We start from the raw sequence: 14,499 nt of genomic DNA on the forward strand, positions 1-14,499 counted from the left end.
GACGGCACGGCAGCCGGCAGCAACCGCCCGGCGGCCGGCGCCGACGCGCCGCCCCGCGCGGTCACGGCGCGGCGCGGGACCGGGCCCGCCACCGCGGCTGGACGCGCCGCACAGGACGAGGCGCGGTTGTTCTAGGCGGCGGCCGGCTCGGCCGTCATGTCGACGACGAGCTCTTCGACGCCGGTCGAGCCGACGACGCGGACCGTCGGGGAGTCCGGGTCCTCGAGGGAGACGTGGGAGACGACACCGGCGCGGCCGTCGGGCAGGACGATCTCGTGACCGACCGGGTACGGCATGACGACGGCGCGGAAGTGGGCGACGACGCTCGGGCAGAACTGCGTCCCCGAACCCTCGCGGATCACCCGCACGCCGACGTGCGGGGGCGCGGCGGGCTTGTAGACGCGCTCGCTGGTGACGGCGTCGTAGACGTCGGCGATGGCCGCGATGCGCGGGAACTCCTGGACCTGCGCGCCGAAGATGCCGTCCGGGTAGCCGGAGCCGTCGATGCGCTCGTGGTGGTCGCGGACGACGCTCAACGACAGCGGCGACAGGTCGGCCGGGCGCAGCAGCTCGACGCCGGTCGCCGTGTGCGTCCTCATGATGTCCATCTCGGCGTCGGTCAACCGGCCGGGCTTGTTGAGGATCTCGGGCGGGACGGCGAGCTTGCCGACGTCGTGCACCAGCAGGCCGACGCCCAGCTTGCGCAGGCGTTCCTCGAGCCGGTCGTAGCGGCGGCGGCCGCGGAAGTCGGTCCAGCCGTCGGTCTGCCACGCGCGGCGCGCGATCAGCAGCCCGAGCAGCGTGACCTGGACGCTGTGCTTGTGCGTGTAGTCGTCGAAGGCGTTCAGGTCGTCCAGCGCGAGCGCGGCCTCGGGGCAGTCCAGCAGGTCGTTGACCATCGAGTCGGCGACCTCGCCGAGCGACTCGACGACCTCTCGCGGCATCCCCGAGCCGGACCGCAAGGCCGTGTTGGCGGCGCTCAACGCACCCGCGGTGGCCTTGTGGACCTTCGCGCGCGTCTCGGGCGTCAGCGGCTCGGCGATGTCGATGTCGGCGCCCAGCTCGTCCTCGATCCACACGCTCCCGACGCCGGCCTTGGGCAGCAGGTCGGCGTAGCGCGAGGACAGCGTCACCCCCGCCCGCAGCAGGGGCGCGGTGCCGGGCGGCCCGGCGATGACGTCGCGGGCGAGCTCGACACCGTCGCGGATCTTGCGTGAGGGGATCAACCGCACGACCCGGTTGATCGACCGATCAAGTCCGGTCTTGATCGCACAACTCCTCCCACGAACAGCGAGCACGGTCGACAACGCCCGCCGGTCGCGCCGGTAGCCTGGCTGGTCATGGCCGCCGAGGACACGCTGACCTACGAGACCGCGAGCACCCGCCTGGAGGCGATCATCGCCCGCTTGGACTCGGGCGAGGCGGGGCTGCGCGAGACGCTGGATCTGTGCCGCGAAGGGCGCGGGCTCGTCGAGTTCTGCGCCGCCGAGCTCGACGCCGTAGGCCAGGGCCTCGAGGAGCTGCGCCTCGACGAGCTCGTCGCCCGCCTGGAAGCCGCCTAGCCGACCTTCACGATCGTCCGGCCCTGGAGCTCGCCCTTCAGGACGGCGTCGAGGGCCGTCTCGAGCTCGTCCAAGGCGATCTCGCGGGTGATCGTGTCGTCCAGGTGCGGCGGGCGCAGGTCCGTGGCCAGCCGCGCCCACGTCTCCCGGCGCGCCTCGATCGGGGTCTGCACGGAGTCGACGCCGAGCAGCGAGACGCCGCGCAGGATGAACGGCAGCACGGTCGTGTCAAGCTTGATGCCGCCCGTGTTGCCGCACGCGGTCACGGCCGCGCCGTACTGGAGCGAGCGCACGACGCCCGCCAGGGTCGCGCCCCCGACGCAGTCCACCGCGCCCGCCCAGCGCGACTTCTCCATCGGCCGTGACGCGTCGCCGGCGGCCTCCTCGCGCGAGATCACCTCCGCGGCGCCCAGGGACCGCAGCCAGTCCGGGTCCTTGCCCGAGGACGCCACGACCTCGTAGCCGCGCGCGGCGAGGATGTCGACCGCCGTGGAGCCGACGCCGCCGCTCGCACCCGTCACGAGCACGGGGCCGTCCCCCGGCTTCAGGCCCGCAGCCTCGAGCGCGATCACGCAGCGTGCGGCGGTGTAGCCGGCCGTGCCCAGCGCCATCGCCTGGCGCGCGCTCAGACCTTCTGGCAGCGGCACGAGCCACTGCGACGGCACCCGCGCCTGCTCGGCGTACCCGCCGTGGTGGGAGACGCCGAGGTCGTAGCCGTGCGCGAGCACCGCCCGGCCGTCCGCGGTCACGCCCGCGAGATCGATCCCCGGCACCAGCGGCGAGATGCGCGCCACCTGGCCCTTGGCGATCGTCGCCAGCCCGTCCTTGTAGTTCACGCTCGAGTACTCGACGTCGACGACCACGTCGCCTTCGCCGTCGAGCTCGAAGTCCTCGCGCAGGCCGCGCGTGACTCCGTCTTCCGTCTTCTCCGCAACGAATGCCCGCATCACGCGAGCAGGTTACGCCTGTGTGCCGCCGCCCTCGTCAGCGCCCACCAGGCCGGAGCGGACGGCCAGCAGCGCGACCTCGGCCCGGCGCTCCAGGCGGGGCATGTCCTCGAGCCCGAACAGGCGCGCCAGCAGGTCGAGCTCCTGGGTGACGACCTCGACCTCGATCCCGGTCTGCTCGGCCACTTCGAGGTCCGAGTTGGGGTTGAAGCCGTCGCCGTCGGCGAACAGCGGCCGGCAGAGCGCGCGCAGGATGCGCTGCTGCTGCTCGGAGAAGCGCGGCGTGGAGGACAGCTCGGCCTCGACCATCGTCGGACCGGGGCCGCCGATGCCGGGCTGGTGGAAGCCCATGATCGTGCGCCCGATCTTCACCAGGTCGCCGTCGGCGAGCCGGCGCCGGCCCGCGAGCCGCAGGCCGTTGACCCACGTGCCGTTCTGGGACCAGCCGTCGTCGACGATCGTCCACTCGCCCGCGCGATACGCGAGCTCGGCGTGCAGACGCGACGCCTCCGGGTCCCACGGCAGCGAGATGTCGGCCTCGTAGCGGCGCCCGACCGTGATCGAGTCCGAGGAGGCCTCAAGGTTGAAGATCCGCTGCCGGCCGTCACCATCGCGGAAGACCAGGAACGGCACCCCGCGTTCCACCGCAGCCTGACGCTGCTCTCGCTCTTCAGGTGTCTTGCTTCCGAGCGTCAAGGGCTCCATCTGTGCGCCTGACCCTACGCCGTACCGCCCCGTCCGGCAAGTGCGTGCGGTCTGTCACACGACGGGACCGAGACGGAAGTTACGTTTCGCACTTACTGGCGGAGCGACCTTCCAAGGGAGTGCCATGTCGGAGCGCCTGGCCATCGCGGGAACCGGAGCCATCGCATGCGGCCTGGCGGCCGTCGCCGCCACGCGGGGCGAGGTAACCGTGCTCGCGCGCTCCGAGGCGTCCTGCGACGAGGCGAGCGCCAAGGTCGGAGCGCTGTGCGACAAGCTCGGCTTGAGCGTGAACGGCAACGTGCGCGTGAGCCGCGACCCGGACGTCCTGCGCGACGCGACGTTCGTCGTGGAGGCGATCGTCGAGGACCCCGAGACCAAGGCCGCGTTCTGGCGGGACCTCAACGGCCACGTGCCGGCCGAAGCGGTCCTGGCCACCACGACCTCGAGCCTCCCCGTGAGCGACCTCGCGCGCGCAAGCGGGCACCCGGAGCGCTTCGTCGGCCTGCACGTGTTCAATCCCGTGCCCAGGATGGACCTGGTCGAGCTCGCGTTCCCCGAGGAGGCGAGCGACGCCACCCGCCGGCGCGCCCGCGCGCTGTGCGAGGCGTTGGGCAAGACGGCGGTCGAGGTTCCGGACACGCCCGGCTTCGTGGTCAACCGCCTGCTGTTCCCACTGCTGTTCGAGGCCGTCCGCCTGATGGAGCGCACCGGCCTGCAAGCGGAGGCGATCGACACCTGCATGCGGCTCGGCGCCGGCCACCCGATGGGCCCGCTCGCCCTGCTGGACCTCGTCGGCCTCGACGTCAGCGCCGCGATCGGCCGCACCATCGACGTCGAGATCCCCGCCACCGTGGACCGCCTGATCGCCGAGGGTCGGCTCGGACGCAAAGCGGGTCACGGATTCCACACGTATTGATTTACATCGGGGGAATGTTTAGCTAGGATTGAGATCGCGTTGGGAGCATCAGCTTCGCGACGATCTTCTCATCGCACCCCTCCTCCAGAACCACTTCCCGGCCGCCTCGCTCCCCTGAGGCGGCCGGAGGTGTTTAAGGGGTGAGTTCGAAGTCGGGACATCCCTCCGCCCCACCCCGATCATCCGACCCTCCAAGAGGTGCAGGGCCCTTAAACACGTCGCGCCCGGGTCTCGCTCCCCTGAGCCCGGGCGCTGCGTGCTTACTCGGTCGATCCTCCCCAGGATCTCCCTCTCTCTCCTCCTCAACCGCCGGAGCGGCAAGTTGGCTGGCGGCAAGGTAGCGCGTTAAGCGCGAAAGTGCAATTCGTCACGCAGTTTCATTTCAGGACTGGACGTTCGGCTCGGCCTTCGGAACGGACCGATTGCGGATGCGAACGGCCTCGATCCGGTTCTCGCGGACGCTCTCCACGCGGATGGAATAGCCGTTGTGCACGACCGTGTCGCCCCGCTTGGGAAGCCGCCCCAGCTCGCCGAAGACGAAGCCGCCGACGCTGTTGTAGGCGTCGGAGTCCACCGGCAGCTCGAGGCCGTAGTCGATCAGGTCGGTGATGGCGACGTGGCCGCGCACGAACCAGTCGCCGTTCGCGAGCCTGCGAACTTCGCCGCCCTGAGGGTCGGTTTCGTCGTCGATCTCGCCGACGACCTCCTCGATGATGTCCTCGACCGTGACGATCCCCGCGGTCCGTCCGTACTCGTCGATCACGACGGCCAACGAGGACCGCGCGCGTTGCAGGTCGGCCAGCAGGTCGTCGAGCGGCTTGGTCTCCGGGACGATCGGGATCTCGCGCACGAGTCCCTCGACCTTCGCCTCCGGGCCCTCGGTGAGCAGCAGCTGCGCGAGCTGGTTGGAGTGCACGATGCCCTTGACGCGGTCGCGGTTCTCGTCCTCGGTCACGACCAGCCGCGTGTGCCCGCTCGACACGCACCGCCGCAGCGCGGTCTCGACGTCCTCGGACGTGTCCACCGTGATCACGGCCGGCGCCGGCGTCATCACCTGGCGCGCCTGCTGCTCGTGCAGGTGGAAGACGCCCGTGAGCATCCCCGCCTCGCCGGGATCGAGCTTGCCGCCCGTCACGGACTCCTGGATCAGCACCCGCAGCTCCTCCGGCGACTCGCCCTCGTCCAGCTGTCCCGCCGTCTTGACGCCGACGAGGCGCAGGATGCCGTTGGAGGTCGCGTTCAGCGCGCTGATGAAGGGCGAGAAGACCCGGGTGAAGATCAGCAGCGGCCGCGCGCACCAGCGGGCGACGACCTCGGCCTTCTGGATCGCGTAGATCTTCGGGACCTGCTCGCCGAGCGTGATGTGGAACGAGGTCGTGATCAGGTACGCGAGCCCGACCGAGATCACCGTCGAGAGCCAGTGTGGGACCTCCTCGCCCACGATGTCCTCGATCAGCTGGCCGATCGCCGGCTCGCCCAGGAAGCCGAGCCCGAGCGACGTCAGCGTGATGCCGACCTGCGCCGCGCTGAGGTAGCGCGAGAGGTCGTCCATCATGTTCACCGCGGTCGCGGCACCGCGCTTGCCCTCGTCCGCGTCGGTCTGCAGGTGGGCCTTGCGCGAGCGCACCAAGGCGAACTCGGCGGCCACGAAGAACGCGTTCAGCAGGATGAGGACGAAGACCGCCAGCAGCAGCAGGGCGATCATGCGTCCCTCCGACTTCGAGGGGTCTCGTCGTCAGGCATCAAGGGGCGACGGGGCGAATGCTACCCGAGCGCGTCGATCCGCTTCGCCATCGCGTGATCGTTGTCGGTCAGCGCGCCTTCGGAGTGGGTGGTGAGCGTCAGGCGCACCTTGTTCCATTCGTGGACGAGGATGTCGGGATGGTGGTTGGCCTCCTCGGCGGCGTCGGCGACCCGGTTGACGAACGCCATCGCGGCCTTGAAGTCCTCGAACGCATAGTCGCGGACGAGCGACTCGCCGTCCTGGCGCCATACTGCGTCTGAGGCCATGCGCATCGTCTCCCTCGTCCCCTCGGCCACCGAGACGCTCTTCGCCCTGGGACTCGGGGAGGAGGTCACCGCCGTGACGCACGAATGCGACCATCCGGCGGACGCGCTGAATCTACCCAAGGTCACGCGGGACGTAATCGGTCAGGGCCTCTCGCCCGCCGAGATCGACCGTGCCGTCCGCGAGCTCACCGAGCAGGGCCGCTCGATCTACGAGCTCGACGAGCCGACGCTCACGCGCCTGAAGCCGGACCTGATCGTCACGCAGGCCCTGTGCAGCGTCTGCGCCGTGTCCGTGGACGACGTGCGCGCGATCGCCGCCCGGATGGACCCGGTGCCGGAGATCGTCAGCCTGGACCCGCACACGCTCGGCGAGGTGCTCGGCGACGTCCGCACGCTCGCCCAGGCCACCGACCGCAAGGACGCGGGCGTGGACCTCGTCAACGACGCCGCGGCCCGCATCGACCGCGTCAAGCTGGCGGTGCGCGGTGCCGAGCCGATCCGGGTCGCGATGCTCGAGTGGCTCGATCCTGTCTTTGTGGGCGGCCACTGGGTCCCGCAGCTGATCGAGTACGCGGGCGGTGTCGACCTGCTCGGCCTCCCGGGCGAGCCGTCCGAGCAGCGCACGTGGGAGGAGGTCGCCGCGGCGGCGCCGCAGGTCGTGGTGGTGGCCCCGTGCGGCTACGACGTCGAGCGCGGCGTGCAGGAGGCGCGGCAGTACCGCGCCCAGCTCGACGCGCTCGGCGCCGACCGGATCGTGGTCGCCGACGCCTCCGCCTGGTTCTCACGCCCCGGCCCGCGGCTCGTGGACGGCCTGGAGTGGCTCGGCCACGCGCTGCACCCGGACCGGGTCCCGCCGCCCCTGGGCGGCGTCAGAGCACTGGATTAGACGCGAGCGCCACCGAGGCCGCGATCGCCACCGCGCCGGCCGCGACGCTGAACCCGACGGCGAGCGGCAGCGAGTTGCGCCGCCGCCGCGACAGCTCCTCGATCACGAACGTGGTGAGCAGGCCGCCCACGAGCCCGCCGAGGTGGCCGCCGATCGAGATGTTCGGAATCAGGAACGTGATGCCGAGGTTGAGCGCGAGGATCGGCAGCAGGCCGGAGTCCATCAGCGGGATGTTGCGGTTGCGGGCCATCACGATCGCCGCGCCGAGCAGGCCGTAGACGGCGCCGGACGCGCCGAGCGTCGAGGCATCCCAGGACAGCAGCATCACGCCCACCGACCCGGCCAGCAGGGACACGAGGTAGATCGCGACGAAGCGCGCGTGCCCGAGCGCCGGCTCGATCATCCGGCCGAGCCAGAACAACGCCAGCCCGTTCATCAACAGGTGGAAGATGCTCGTGTGCAAGAAGCCCGACGTGAGCAGCCGCCAGTAGTCGCCGTCGGCCACGCCCGGCCCCCACAGCACCATCTCGTTGACGGCGTTCTGGCTGCTGGACGCGCCGAGGAAGATGGCGACGTTGATGCCGAGCAGGATGTAGGTGGCGATCGGATCGACCGCCATCGAGCGCAGGTTGCGCACCTGCGTCTTCTGCTGCGAGCACTCGGGGCAGCGCATGCCGACCGGGGTCGGGGTCATGCAGTCGGGGCAGATCGGGCGCCCGCAGTTCGAGCACGAGACGCCCGTCTCACGGTCAGGGTGGCGGTAACAGGTGGCCATCGTTGACGGCGAAGCTAGCACCGCTTTCTTTAGATTTTCATAGCGACCGCTGGTAGACCGCGAACGCGCGCGTCGCGAACCAGGCGGAGAGGACGGTGAGTGCCGCCAGCAGGCCGATCCTGAGCGGTTCCGGGTCGCGTGCGGCGACCGCAGCCCAGTCGACCGGGTTGAACCTGGCGACGGTCTCGATCCAGCCCGGCGCGAGGCTGAGCTGCATCAGCGCGCTCGAGAGAAACGTCAGCGGGAGCAGCAGCAGCGACACCGCGCCGATCAGCGACTCCCGCTGGCGCGTGAGCACGCCCAGCCCGTTGGAGAGCGAGGCGAAGCTCGCCGCCAGCAGCGCGGCCACCAGCAGCAGCGCGCCGGCGTGCGCGACCTCGGCGCCCATCAGCAGCGCCAGGCCGATGATCAGCAGCGTCTGCAGCAGCACGGACACCACGCACTGCGCGACGCTGCCGACGTTGAACGCGCCGCGCCAGGCGGGGGTGACGAGCATCCGGTCCATCACGCCGCTGTTGATGTCCTCGATGAAGCCCATGCCGGTCCAGCCGGCGCTGGAGACCGCGAGCATGACCACGATCCCGGGCGTCAGGTAGTCGAGGTAGTCGCCGCTGCCGCCGAAGCCCGGGATCTGCGTGACGGCCTTGAACAGCGCGCCGAACAGCAGCAGCCAGATCAGCGGCTGGACGATCGTGATCAGCAGGAACGCGGGCTGCCGGGCGAGGACGCGGAAGTAGCGCAGCGAGACCTGCCAGCTCTGCCGGATCTCCGTCATGCCGCCACCGCCCGTCCGGCGTGCCGCAGATAGACGTCGTTGAGCGACGGCGGCGTGTCGCTCTCGGTGGCCGCCTGCATCTCGGCCTTGAGCTCGTCGCGCGTACCGCGCGCGACGATCCGCCCCTGATCGACGATCGCCAGCTGCGAGGCCAGCCGGTCGGCCTCCTCGAGGTAGTGCGTGGTGAGCAGGATCGTCATCCGCTCCTCCCCCGCCAGCCGCTCGATCTCGGCCCACATGGCGGTGCGGGCCTCCGGGTCCAGCCCGGTCGTCGGCTCGTCCAGGAAGAGCACGCGCGGGGTGTGGATGAGTCCGATGGCGACGTCGAGCCGGCGCATCATGCCGCCTGAGTACGTCTTGGCCTGCCGGTCGGCCGCGTCGGCGAGGCCGAAGCGCTCGAGCAGCTCCTCCACGCGCCGGCGGTCGCGCAGGCCGTAGAGCTCGGCCTGCAGGACCAGGTTCTCGCGCCCGGTGGCGTCGGGGTCGGTGCCGTGCTTCTGGCCGACGACGCCGATCGCCCGGCGCACGCCGACCGGGTCCTTCAGCGCGTCGATCCCCGCCACGCGCACCGTGCCGGCGTCGGGCCGGGTGAGCGTCGTGAGGATGCGAACCGTCGTCGACTTGCCGGCCCCGTTGGGACCCAGCAGGCCGAACACGGTCCCGGCCTCGACGTGGAGGTCGACCCCGTCGAGGGCCTGCACCTCCCCGTAGCGCTTGACGAGGCCCCCGGCCTCGATCGCGTTCTCGAACACTGTACGAGTCATCTCGAACAGTGTTCTAGCCGAGTACGCTGGCTACGTCAAATGGCCCTGACCCGGGAGAAGATCGTCGACGCCGCGCTGGTCCTGCTCGAACGCGAAGGACTGCAGGGGATCTCCATGCGCAAGCTCGCCCAGGAGCTCGACGCCGGCGCGGCGACGCTCTACTGGCACGTCGGCGACAAGGAGCGGCTGCTCGGCCTCATGCTCGACCGGATCGTCGGCGAGTCCAAGGTCGTCGACCCCGATCCCGAGAACTGGCAGGAGCAGGTCAAGCAGCTCGGCCGCAACGCCCGCGAGCTGCTAAAGAGCCGCCGCGGCGCCGCGCAGCTCTCGATGGGCCGCATTCCGACCGGCCCGAACTCGATGCCGGTCCTGGAGCGCTACCTGGCCGTGCTCCACGCCGCCGCGCTGCCGGCGCAGGTGATCGCCTACGCGGCGGACATGTTCAGCCTCTACGTGGGCGCGTTCGCCTACGAGGAGTCGCTGGAGCAGCCCGTCGACAGCGAGCAGCTGGGCGCGTACTTCAGCTCGTTGCCGCCCGACGAGTTCCCGATCACGACCAGCCTCGCCGCCGAGCTCGTGGCCGGGGACGCCGACGAGCGCTTCGAGTGGGCGCTCGAGCTGCTCGTGCGCGGGCTGGAGTCGCTACGACGCGAGGCTGGCGACGAGCACGGGCTGTGAGGTCGGCGTCGTCGAGCCGCCCAGCGGCTCCTGATTGACGAGCACCGTCGCGACGCCCTCCATGTCGCCGGTCACCGACGCCGTCGCCGAGCCGTCGCGGCGCGGCGTGAACAGCGCCGACGTCGGCTCCGGGGCCCGGCCCGGACGCTGGATCCAGACCATGTAGACCTTGCCCGCCTCGGGCATCGGCAGCTTGTTGGCGACGATGATCGCGCCGTCCTCGGTGACGTCGAGCTCGGCGGACGCCTGCGGGAGCGTCGAGTCCATGTCGTAGCGGCGGCCGTCCGAGCCGCCGCCGAACAGGACTCCGCCCGCCACCACGCCGGCCAACAGGGCCGCGCACGCGAGCGCGACGGCCGGCATCGGCACCCGCCAGCTCCAGCGCCGGCGCGGGCGCTCCCGCTCGGGGCCGGGCGTGTCGCGGGCCCCCGCCAGCAGCTCCGCCTCGCGCTCGACCTCGGCCATGATCCGCGCCTTCAGCGCGGGCGGCGGCAGCACCGGTGGCCCCGACAGCGGCAGCGCCTGCGCCGCCACGCGCAGCTCCTCGGCCTCGGCGCGACAGGCCGCGCACGTGGCCAGGTGCTCCTCGAAGGCCGCGCGCTCGTCGTCCGGCAACGCGCCGAGCACGTACGCGCCCGTGGCGTCCTCCCAGCGCTCGTGATCGCCGTTCATGTCTCCACCGCCCCGTGCGAGAGTGCCTCGCGCATCTTCTTCAGACCGAGCCGCATCCGGCCCTTGACCGTGCCGACCGGCGAGTCCAGCAGCTCGGAGATCTCGACGTGCGTGTAGCCGCCGAAGTACGCCAGCTCGATGACCTTGAGCTGGTCGGACGGCAGGACGTCCATCGCGTTGCGGACGATCGCCGCCTCGTCCCGGCGCGCCACGTCGTCCTCGACCTTGTCCGGGGCCTCCAGCCGCTCCGCCGCCGTCTCGTCGTCCGAGCGCCGCTTGGCGTGCACGGCGTTGCGGCGCAGCGCGTCGATCGCGCGGTGATGGACGATCCCGAGGATCCACGAGCGCACCGAGCCCCGCACGCGGTCGTAATGCGCGCCCGAGCGCCACAGGTTCAGGAACGCCTCCTGCGTGACGTCCTCGGCCACCGCCCGCGCGCCGACCATCCGGTAGGCGAGTGAGTAGGCGGCTCCGGAGTGGCGTTCATAGAGGGCTTCGAACGCCCGCGCGTCACCCCGCGCCATCAGCGGGATGAGGTCTTCGTCGGCGAGCGCGCGAACGTCCATCACCACCATCTGCGCGCGAGCCGCCGTTTCGGATCAGCGTCGGTCGGGCGTGAGCTCGTCGAAGACCTTCAGCGCCTCGCGACCCGCGTCGCGGAGCGTACGCGCCACGAGGTCGCGCGCGCCGCGCGCGGCGGCCCGGCGCTTGTGGCGCTTGCGCTGGGTGCGCAGCAGGACGAGCCCGACCGCCGCACCACCACCGACCACGACCGCGGCCGCCGGCCCGACCGCCGCGCGCGGCCAGTTGCGCGGGTCCTTGATCGCCTCCAGCTCCCACGCGTCCAGCTCGTCGGCGGCGAGCTCGACGATCGAGTCGAGCGTCGTCTCCAGGCGCGCCTGCAGATGGATCGGCGGGTCGACGGGCGCGAGCGCGTCGCGCAGGCGGGCTTCGATGTCGGGGAAGGGGGTGCTCACGTCAATTCGGAGTGTCGCCGTTGGCGTCGGCCTGGACGATGTCCTCGAGCTGCCGGATGGCACGATGGATCAACACCTTGGTCGCGCCGTCGGTGCGGTCGAGCGCCCGCGCGATCTCGCGGTTGTCCATCCCGAGCGCGAAGCGCATGATCAGCGCCTCGCGCCGGTCGTCCGGCAGCTGCTGGACGCCGCGCAGGATGCGCGCCAGGTCGTCGCGGTCCTGCACCAGGCCCTCGGTCGTGTGCGGGGTGCTGATCGCGCCCGCGTCGTCGATGTTGGTCTGGGGCCGCCGGGAGCGGTCCCGGTAGTAGTTGGCCGCCAGGTTGTGGGCGATGCGGATCAGCCACGGCCGCAGCGGCCGGCCCTTGGACTCCTGCTGGGCGCGCGCGAAGTGCCGGTAGGCCTGCAGGAACGTCTGCTCGGTCAGGTCCTCCGCGTCGTGGTGATTGCCCACGCGGTAGTACGCGTACGAGTACACGTCTTTCAGGTGCGCTTTGTAGAGCTCGCTGAAGTCGGCGTCGAGCTTGGCCTTGTCCGGTGCTGTGGCCATCCGGCTTGGACACTACGCCGCCTTCGCGCTCTGCGCCTTCTTCGCCTTCTTGGGAGCGGTCAGCGAGGCCTGCCAGCGGTCGGGCTCCACGTTGCCCTCGATCATGCCCGCGAGCGAGCGCAGCGCGGGCGCGTCGACGCCCGCCTCCTTGAGCCGGGCGGCGAGCAGCGGCACCGTGTTCACGGCCTCGGCGGTCTGCCCGAGCGTCGCGTCGATCTCGGCCGCCGGGACGCCCTGGGCGAGCAGCTCGCCGGCGCGGCGGTTGCGGGAGCCCTCGGCGAGCACGGTGGCGACCAGGTCGCCCGTGCCGGCGAGCCCGGCGAACGTGCTCGGGTGCGCGCCGGACGCGCGCGCGAACGCGTCGATCTCGGCGAACACCTTGCCCGCGGCGGAGCCGGCGGCGTTCGGCGTCGGCGCCGCGGCCGCGGCCAGCGCGGCGGCGTTCTTCGCGCAGCCCGCGAGCTCGACGCCGATCACGTCCGTGGTCTGCGTGACCTGCAGGCCGGCCGCGAACAGCGCGTCCGAGACCTGGCGGCTGAAGCTCGCGTCGTGCGCGGCGAGCACGAGGCTGGCGCCGCCGGCCAGCGCGTCGGCCGCGTGGCCCGGGCCGCCGAGGACGCCGACCGCCCACGAAGGCGTGCGCTCGGCGACGTAGCTGGAGGGCAGCGTGCCGAGCGGCGGGACCAGGCCCTTGCTCAGGACCAGCACGCCCGCGCGCGGCGCGAGCTTGGGCGCGTGCGCGGCGACCGCCTGCGGCAGCTCGGCGGCGGGGACGGCGAACGCGACGAGGTCATGGCGCCCCAGCTCGAGGTCGGCGGCGCGCGTGGCGGTGATGCGCGCGGCGAGCTCGACGCCCGGGAGGTAGTTGGGGTTCTCGCGCGTGGCGTTGATGAGGTCGGCCTGGGCCTGCGTGCGGCAGCCGAGGTCGACGTCGATGCCCGCGCGGGCGAGCATGACCGCCATCGCGGTGCCCCAGGCGCCGCCGCCGATGACCGCGGCGCGCCGCAGCGGCGGCAGCCCGCCGAGCCACTCCCACTGCAGCATCACGTTGGGCCAGATGCGGTCGGTGACGGCCGCCGCGAGCGGACCGGTGGCAACCTCGACCTGTGGGAAGTTCAGCGGTGCGCCGATCCGCACCCGGACCTTGTGCGGGCGTACGCGGAAGCCCTTGCGGATCGCCTCGGTGCCCTTGATCGCGACGGGGACGACGGTCGCGCCGGTCTCCAGCGCGAGCCGGCCGACGCCGCGCTTGGGCTTGCCCAGCGCGCCGGGGCGGATGCGCGTGCCCTCGGGGAAGATCAGCACCGGGTCGCCGCGGCGCAGGATCGCCTTGGCGGTCTCGATCATGTCGGCGTCGGCTTCACCGCGCTTGACGGGGAACGCACCGAGGCTGGACAGAAACCAGCCGAGCGCCTTGTTGGTGAACAGCTCCTGCTTGGCCACGTAGTAGACGGGGCGGCGGCTGCACAGGCCGACGATGAACGGGTCGATGAACGAGCGGTGGTTGGAGACGAAGATCACCGGGCCCTCGGCCGGGATGTGCTCGCGCCCGATCCGGCTCAACCGCCAGTAGATGTGCGCGAACGGCTGCAGCCAGGCGCGCATCAGCCAGTAGACGATGGGGTTGACGCCCTTGGTGCGGGCGCGGGCGTGCAAGCGTGTGTGATCCGTGGCCATGGGTTGGTTGCCGACCTCCTCGCCGCTTTCGTACACCGCGTGGCCCGCGCGCGTTACAGTCGGAGCCATGGCCGTCGACCGCACCCGCACTCTCCGAGGCGCTCTCGCCGGCGCCGCCGCCGCGGCCGTCTGGGCCGCCCAGCAGCCGCTCGACCAGCGCGTGTTCGACTGCAAGTACGACGACGTCGAGCTGCTCGGGCGCTTCGTCACCAGCGGCCGCGCGGCGTACCCGATCGGGCTCGCGATGCACCTCGCCAACGGCGCGCTGTTCGGCGCCGCCTACGCGAACGCGGCGCGCGGGCTGCCGGTGCCCGGGCCGCTCCGTGGGCCGCTGGCGGGCCTGGCCGAGCACCTGGCGACCTGGCCGGGCACGGCCGCGCTGAACCGCGTGCACCCGGCCGGCGAGGAGTTCCCGCAGCTGTGGGGCTCCGGCCGCGCCTTCGCCCAGGCCACGTGGCGGCACCTGCTGTTCGGCGCCGTGCTGGGCGAGCTCGAGCGGCGCCTGAACCCGCCCGAGGGCGAGCCGCAGCCGATCGACCCGGCCGCCGCGGCGTCCAACGGCCACGGCTCGGCCGAGTACGTCGTCTCGCTCAACTAGTGCAAGG

The 14,499-nt window shown here is 71.8% G+C and carries 17 protein-coding genes and 1 pseudogene; 5 read left to right on the forward strand and 13 right to left on the reverse strand.

Annotation, left to right across the window (positions count from 1 at the left end; genetic code table 11):
• Window positions 1-131: 131 nt before the first annotated feature.
• On the reverse strand, window positions 132-1,232 hold the full coding sequence (locus tag OJ962_RS21270; RefSeq protein ID WP_270006579.1) for an HD-GYP domain-containing protein: 1,101 nt from the start codon (window positions 1,230-1,232) through the stop codon (window positions 132-134).
• 108 nt (window positions 1,233-1,340) lie between these two features.
• Here OJ962_RS21270 and xseB point away from each other — a divergent pair, with 108 nt between their 5' ends.
• Window positions 1,341-1,562, forward strand: a complete 222-nt coding sequence (gene xseB, locus OJ962_RS21275; protein ID WP_202956026.1) for an exodeoxyribonuclease VII small subunit — start codon at window positions 1,341-1,343, stop codon at window positions 1,560-1,562.
• Here the strand turns inward: xseB and OJ962_RS21280 are convergent.
• Window positions 1,559-2,509 carry an acrylyl-CoA reductase family protein gene (locus OJ962_RS21280; RefSeq protein WP_202956025.1) on the reverse strand — a complete coding sequence of 317 codons (951 nt, stop codon included), beginning with the start codon at window positions 2,507-2,509 and terminating at the stop codon, window positions 1,559-1,561. The two genes, xseB and OJ962_RS21280, sit on opposite strands and share 4 nt — an antisense overlap.
• Before the next feature lie 12 nt (window positions 2,510-2,521).
• Entirely contained in the window at window positions 2,522-3,154 is a 633-nt protein-coding gene (locus OJ962_RS21285) for an FHA domain-containing protein (RefSeq protein ID WP_202956024.1), read from the reverse strand.
• Between the two features lie 184 nt (window positions 3,155-3,338).
• Here OJ962_RS21285 and OJ962_RS21290 point away from each other — a divergent pair, with 184 nt between their 5' ends.
• A complete protein-coding gene (locus OJ962_RS21290; protein WP_202956023.1) occupies window positions 3,339-4,130 on the forward strand; it encodes a 3-hydroxyacyl-CoA dehydrogenase family protein in 792 nt (263 codons plus the stop codon).
• Window positions 4,131-4,512: 382 nt separating this feature from the next.
• Here OJ962_RS21290 and OJ962_RS21295 read toward each other — a convergent pair whose 3' ends face one another.
• Both OJ962_RS21295 and OJ962_RS21300 read right to left on the reverse strand, forming a co-directional pair.
• Window positions 4,513-5,835 (reverse strand): hemolysin family protein, encoded by a 1,323-nt coding sequence (locus tag OJ962_RS21295; protein ID WP_202956022.1) that lies wholly within the window; start codon window positions 5,833-5,835, stop codon window positions 4,513-4,515.
• Between the two features lie 59 nt (window positions 5,836-5,894).
• Window positions 5,895-6,140: a 4a-hydroxytetrahydrobiopterin dehydratase gene (locus OJ962_RS21300; RefSeq protein WP_238931846.1), complete on the reverse strand. Its 246-nt coding sequence runs from the start codon at window positions 6,138-6,140 to the stop codon at window positions 5,895-5,897.
• Here OJ962_RS21300 and OJ962_RS21305 point away from each other — a divergent pair.
• The gene (locus tag OJ962_RS21305) at window positions 6,139-7,026 is read left to right on the forward strand and encodes an ABC transporter substrate-binding protein (protein ID WP_202956020.1); all 888 of its coding nucleotides are present in this window, start codon (window positions 6,139-6,141) and stop codon (window positions 7,024-7,026) included. The genes OJ962_RS21300 and OJ962_RS21305 overlap by 2 nt on opposite strands.
• Here OJ962_RS21305 and OJ962_RS21310 read toward each other — a convergent pair.
• From OJ962_RS21310 to OJ962_RS21320, 3 genes and pseudogenes are all read right to left on the reverse strand, one after another.
• Window positions 7,010-7,801 carry a rhomboid family intramembrane serine protease gene (locus OJ962_RS21310; RefSeq protein ID WP_202956019.1) on the reverse strand — a complete coding sequence of 264 codons (792 nt, stop codon included), beginning with the start codon at window positions 7,799-7,801 and terminating at the stop codon, window positions 7,010-7,012. The two genes, OJ962_RS21305 and OJ962_RS21310, sit on opposite strands and share 17 nt — an antisense overlap.
• 37 nt (window positions 7,802-7,838) lie before the next feature.
• Window positions 7,839-8,576: an ABC transporter permease gene (locus OJ962_RS21315; RefSeq protein ID WP_202956018.1), complete on the reverse strand. Its 738-nt coding sequence runs from the start codon at window positions 8,574-8,576 to the stop codon at window positions 7,839-7,841.
• 74 nt (window positions 8,577-8,650) lie between these two features.
• Window positions 8,651-9,340 (reverse strand): annotated as a pseudogene (locus OJ962_RS21320) (ABC transporter ATP-binding protein); the annotation flags it as partial.
• A gap of 39 nt (window positions 9,341-9,379) precedes the next feature.
• Between OJ962_RS21320 and OJ962_RS21325 the strand changes: the two are divergent.
• Complete coding sequence (locus OJ962_RS21325) at window positions 9,380-10,018, forward strand: TetR/AcrR family transcriptional regulator (protein WP_202956016.1); 639 nt, start codon at window positions 9,380-9,382, stop codon at window positions 10,016-10,018.
• On the opposite strand, the gene OJ962_RS21330 is transcribed toward OJ962_RS21325, so the two are convergent.
• From OJ962_RS21330 to OJ962_RS21350, 5 genes are read right to left on the reverse strand one after another with little or no spacing between them, the layout of a single operon-like run.
• Window positions 9,983-10,690 (reverse strand): anti-sigma factor, encoded by a 708-nt coding sequence (locus OJ962_RS21330; RefSeq protein WP_202956015.1) that lies wholly within the window; start codon window positions 10,688-10,690, stop codon window positions 9,983-9,985. The two genes, OJ962_RS21325 and OJ962_RS21330, sit on opposite strands and share 36 nt — an antisense overlap.
• Window positions 10,687-11,256, reverse strand: a complete 570-nt coding sequence (locus OJ962_RS21335; protein WP_238931845.1) for an RNA polymerase sigma factor — start codon at window positions 11,254-11,256, stop codon at window positions 10,687-10,689. The genes OJ962_RS21330 and OJ962_RS21335 overlap by 4 nt, the downstream gene beginning before the upstream one ends.
• Window positions 11,257-11,289: 33 nt before the next feature.
• Window positions 11,290-11,667 carry a hypothetical protein gene (locus tag OJ962_RS21340; protein WP_202956013.1) on the reverse strand — a complete coding sequence of 126 codons (378 nt, stop codon included), beginning with the start codon at window positions 11,665-11,667 and terminating at the stop codon, window positions 11,290-11,292.
• 1 nt (window position 11,668) lies between these two features.
• A complete protein-coding gene (locus tag OJ962_RS21345) occupies window positions 11,669-12,217 on the reverse strand; it encodes an RNA polymerase sigma factor (RefSeq protein WP_202956012.1) in 549 nt (182 codons plus the stop codon).
• A gap of 12 nt (window positions 12,218-12,229) precedes the next feature.
• Complete coding sequence (locus tag OJ962_RS21350; protein WP_270006580.1) at window positions 12,230-13,873, reverse strand: 1-acyl-sn-glycerol-3-phosphate acyltransferase; 1,644 nt, start codon at window positions 13,871-13,873, stop codon at window positions 12,230-12,232.
• Between the two features lie 88 nt (window positions 13,874-13,961).
• On the opposite strand from OJ962_RS21350, the gene OJ962_RS21355 reads away from it, so the two are divergent.
• Entirely contained in the window at window positions 13,962-14,492 is a 531-nt protein-coding gene (locus OJ962_RS21355) for a hypothetical protein (RefSeq protein ID WP_202956010.1), read from the forward strand.
• The last annotated feature ends 7 nt before the right edge of the window (window positions 14,493-14,499 follow it).

The organism is Solirubrobacter deserti (assembly GCF_027587175.1).
Classification (GTDB): domain Bacteria; phylum Actinomycetota; class Thermoleophilia; order Solirubrobacterales; family Solirubrobacteraceae; genus Solirubrobacter; species Solirubrobacter deserti.